Source organism: Candidatus Pelagibacter sp. HIMB109, assembly GCF_052048155.1.
Classification (GTDB): domain Bacteria; phylum Pseudomonadota; class Alphaproteobacteria; order Pelagibacterales; family Pelagibacteraceae; genus HIMB114.
On sequence record NZ_JBNAIK010000013.1, the window covers coordinates 1 to 4,788 of the forward strand.

The 4,788-nt window shown below is 46.0% G+C and carries 2 tRNA genes and 2 rRNA genes; all 4 read left to right on the forward strand.

Annotated features, from left to right (window positions below):
* Positions 1 to 344 precede the first annotated feature (344 nt).
* A 16S ribosomal RNA gene (locus ACTTAQ_RS05905) occupies positions 345 to 1,830 on the forward strand.
* Positions 1,831 to 1,935: 105 nt separating this feature from the next.
* Positions 1,936 to 2,012: transfer RNA gene (locus ACTTAQ_RS05910), tRNA-Ile, on the forward strand.
* Positions 2,013 to 2,020: 8 nt separating this feature from the next.
* Positions 2,021 to 2,096 (forward strand) — tRNA-Ala (locus tag ACTTAQ_RS05915).
* Positions 2,097 to 2,228: 132 nt separating this feature from the next.
* Positions 2,229 to 4,788 (forward strand): 23S ribosomal RNA (locus tag ACTTAQ_RS05920); the annotation flags it as partial.

A 4,788-nucleotide genomic window follows, 5' to 3' on the forward strand; every position in this document is an offset into this window, starting at 1 on the left:
GAAAAATGTTGTCCAAAAACCCTTATAAATCAACGTTTTTTTGCTAATTTTGACTGCTTGACTTAGGTTAGTTTTCATATATTACGCAGCTTCCTAACGCCGATTAATTTAAATTATTCAGGTGTTTAGCTAATAAATTTAAATAAAACTGAAAAAAATCTTTTACCGGTTAAGAGATTTTTCACAGTTTTGTTGAGCTCTTTAAAACGTAAATTATAGAAGAGAAGCGTGGACGGTTATATTTGTCAAAAAAAATTTGTCGTACACGCTTATAATAAACTTATACAAATAGTAATTTGTACGAGTGGTGTATTTAATACACAAAGCTTGTGTACGCCGTTATTAAACTTGAGAGTTTGATCATGGCTCAGAATGTACGCTGGCGGCACGCCTAACACATGCAAGTCGAGCGAGGTACTTGTACCTAGCGGCAGACGGGTGCGTAACATGTGGGAATCTGCCTTTTGGTTCGGAACAACATGGGGAAACCTGTGCTAATACCGGATAAGTCCTTACGGAGAAAGATTTATCGCCGAAAGATGAGCCCGCACTAGATTAGCTTGTTGGTAAGGTAAAAGCTTACCAAGGCTACGATCTATAGCTGATTTGAGAGGATGATCAGCCACACTGGGACTGAGACACGGCCCAGACTCCTACGGGAGGCAGCAGTGGGGAATCTTGCACAATGGAGGAAACTCTGATGCAGCGATGCCGCGTGAGTGAAGAAGGCCCTTGGGTTGTAAAGCTCTTTTGTCGGGAAAGATAATGACTGTACCCGAAGAATAAGGTCCGGCTAACTTCGTGCCAGCAGCCGCGGTAATACGAAGGGACCTAGCGTAATTCGGAATTACTGGGCGTAAAGCGCGCGTAGGCGGTTAAGTAAGTTAATTGTGAAAGCCCAAAGCTCAACTTTGGAATTGCAATTAAAACTATTTAGCTAGAGTTTATCAGAGGAAAGCGGAATACATAGTGTAGAGGTGAAATTCGTAGATATTATGTAGAACACCAGTTGCGAAGGCGGCTTTCTGGGATAACACTGACGCTGAGGTGCGAAAGTATGGGTAGCGAAGAGGATTAGATACCCTCGTAGTCCATACCGTAAACGATGATTGTTAGATGTTGGAAATTTATTTTCAGTATCACAGCTAACGCGTTAAACAATCCGCCTGGGGAGTACGACCGCAAGGTTAAAACTCAAATGAATTGACGGGGACCCGCACAAGCGGTGGAGCATGTGGTTTAATTCGAAGCTACGCGCAGAACCTTACCAACACTTGACATGTCTGTCGCGGATTCCAGAGATGGATTCCTTCGGTTCGGCCGGACAGAACACAGGTGCTGCATGGCTGTCGTCAGCTCGTGTCGTGAGATGTTGGGTTAAGTCCCGCAACGAGCGCAACCCCTACTTCTAGTTGCCATCAGGTTAAGCTGGGCACTCTAGTAGGACTGCCTGTGATAAGCAGGAGGAAGGTTGGGATGACGTCAAGTCCTCATGGCCCTTACGTGTTGGGCTACACACGTGCTACAATGGCAGTGACAATGAGATGCTAAACGGCGACGTTAAGCTAAACTCAAAAACCTGCCTCAGTTCGGATTGCACTCTGCAACTCGAGTGCATGAAGCTGGAATCGCTAGTAATCGCTCATCAGCGCGGAGCGGTGAATACGTTCCCGGGTCTTGTACACACCGCCCGTCACACCATGGAAGTTGGTTTTACCTTAAGGCATGTCACTAACCTTCGGGAAGTGCGTGACCACGGTATGATCGGCGACTGGGGTGAAGTCGTAACAAGGTAGCCGTAGGGGAACCTGCGGCTGGATTACCTCCTTTCTAAGGATAGCTTAAAACTAGTTTTTAAGTTCTCACTTAATATCGATAAGTTGACCGTCCTCGTTTCTCTTCTAACTCTGGTGTTTGAATAGAGCTCAATGATGAGGGCCGGTAGCTCAGTTGGTTAGAGCACACCCTTGATAAGGGTGGGGTCGAAAGTTCAAGTCTTTCTCGGCCCACCATTTTTTCTGGGGGATTAGCTCAGCTGGGAGAGCGCCTGATTTGCATTCAGGAGGTCAGCGGTTCGATCCCGCTATCCTCCACCAAACCTAGAGACACTCTTTTAATATTGTAAATACGAATAATCTTAATTTTTTTATCCTTAATTTTTTAGAAATTTATTTTTAAGAAATTATTTTTTCAAAAATTCAATGAACAGAAAATTTTTTCTGTGCATATATCAAGCGTTTAAGAGCATTTAATGGATGCCTTGGCACTGAAAGTCGACGAAGGACGTGTTATACTGCGATAAGTTTCGGGGAGTTGTATGAAAACTTTGATCCGAAAATTTCCGAATGGGAAAACCCAACTCTTATGAGTTACTTTAAACTGAATACATAGGTTTAAAGAGGCAACCCGGAGAACTGAAACATCTAAGTACCCGGAGGAAAAGAAATCAATTGAGATTCCGTCAGTAGTGGCGAGCGAACGCGGAATAGGCCAGCGGCTTATTATGAACAACCAAAACAGTCTGGAAAGTCTGACCATAGAAGGTGATAGTCCTGTATGGGTAAAAACATAATGAGTCCACGAGTAAAGCGGGACACGTGAAATCTTGCTTGAAGATAGGGGGACCATCCTCTAAGCCTAAATACTCTTCAGTGACCGATAGTGAACTAGTACCGTGAGGGAAAGGTGAAAAGAACCCCTATTAGGGGAGTGAAATAGAATCTGAAATTGAATGCTTACAATCAGTCAGAGCTCCTTGTGAGTGATGACGTACCTTTTGTATAATGGGTCAGTGACTTAATTTATGTAGCAAGCTTAAGCCGTTAGGTGTAGGCCAAGCGAAAGCGAGTCTTAATAGGGCGTTAGTTGCATGAATTAGAACCCGAAACCGATTGATCTAGATATGAGCAGGTTGAAGGCAAGGTAACACTTGCTGGAGGACCGAACCAGTTGCCGTTGAAATGGCTTTGGATGACTTGTGTCTAGGGGTGAAAGGCCAACCAAAATCGGAGATAGCTGGTTTTCCGCGAAAACTATTTAGGTAGTGCGTTGAGTTATAGAATAAGAGGGGTAGAGCACTAAATAGGCTAGGGGGAAGAAATTCTTACCAACCCTAATAAAACTCCGAATACTCTTATTTGTTCCTCAGCAGACAGACTGCGAATGCTAACGTCCGTAGTCGAGAGGGAAACAACCCAGATCACCAACTAAGGTCCCGAAATCGTAATTAAGTGTGAAAGGATGTGAAGACTCCAAAACAGCCGGGAGGTTGGCTTAGAAGCAGCCATCCTTTAAAGATAGCGTAACAGCTCACCGGTCTAATTAAGAGACTTTGCGCCGAAGATGTAACGGGGCTAAAATTACGTACCGAAGTTGTGAATTTATAAAGTCTTCAGACTTTATATCTGGTAGCGGAACGTTCTGTAAGCCGTTGAAGAAAGACCCGCGAGGGCTTTTGGAGGTATCAGAAGTGCGAATGCTGACATGAGTAGCGACAAACAGAGTGAAAGACTCTGTCGCCGAGAGTACAAGGGTTCCTGCGTAAAGCTAATCTTCGCAGGGTTAGTCGGCCCCTAAGGCGAGGGCGAAAGCCGTAGTCGATGGGAATCAGGTAAACATTCCTGAACCAGGTGGTAGTGACGGATTCAGTAAATTGTAACTCCTTATTGGATTGGAGTTGCCGTGAATGAGTCCCAGGAAATAGCTCCACCATTAGACCGTACCCGAAACGGACACACGTGTACCGGTAGAGTATACCTAGGCGCTTGAGAGAATGATGTTGAAGGAACTCGGCAAATTGCTTCCGTAACTTCGGAATAAGGAAGGCCCATGTTTAGGCAACTAAATTTGGGCGGCACAAGCTAGGGAGAAGCGACTGTTTATCAAAAACACAGGTCTCTGCTAACACGTAAGTGGATGTATAGGGGCTGACGCCTGCCCGGTGCTGGAAGGTTAAGGCAAGATGTGCAAGCATTGAACCGAAGCCCCAGTGAACGGCGGCCGTAACTATAACGGTCCTAAGGTAGCGAAATTCCTTGTCGGGTAAGTTCCGACCTGCATGAATGGCGTAACGATTTCTCCACTGTCTCCAACATCAACTCAGCGAAATTGAATTCTCCGTGAAGATGCGGAGTTCCCGTGGTTAGACGGAAAGACCCCGTGCACCTTTACTACAACTTTACATTGGTATTAGAAATGACATATGTAGCATAGGAGGGAGACTTTGAAGTTCTGGCGCCAGCTAGAATGGAGTCATCAGTGAAATACCTCTTTTGTTATTTTTGATATCTAACTGCAAGCCGTCATCCGGCTGCAAGACACTGTATGGTGGGTAGTTTGACTGGGGCGGTCGCCTCCCAAAGAGTAACGGAGGCGTGCGAAGGTAGGCTCAGATCGGTCAGAAATCGATCGTTGAGTGCAATGGCATAAGCCTGCCTGACTGCGAGACTGACAAGTCGAGCAGAGTCGAAAGACGGTCATAGTGATCCGGTGGTTCTGAATGGAAGGGCCATCGCTCAACGGATAAAAGGTACGCCGGGGATAACAGGCTGATACCCTCCAAGAGTTCATATCGACGAGGGTGTTTGGCACCTCGATGTCGACTCATCACATCCTGGGGCTGGAGCAGGTCCCAAGGGTTTGGCTGTTCGCCAATTAAAGTGGTACGTGAGTTGGGTTCAGAACGTCGTGAGACAGTTCGGTCCCTATCTGCCATGGGTGTAGAAGAATTGAGAGGAGTTGCCCCTAGTACGAGAGGACCGGGGTGAACGTACCACTGGTGGACCGGTT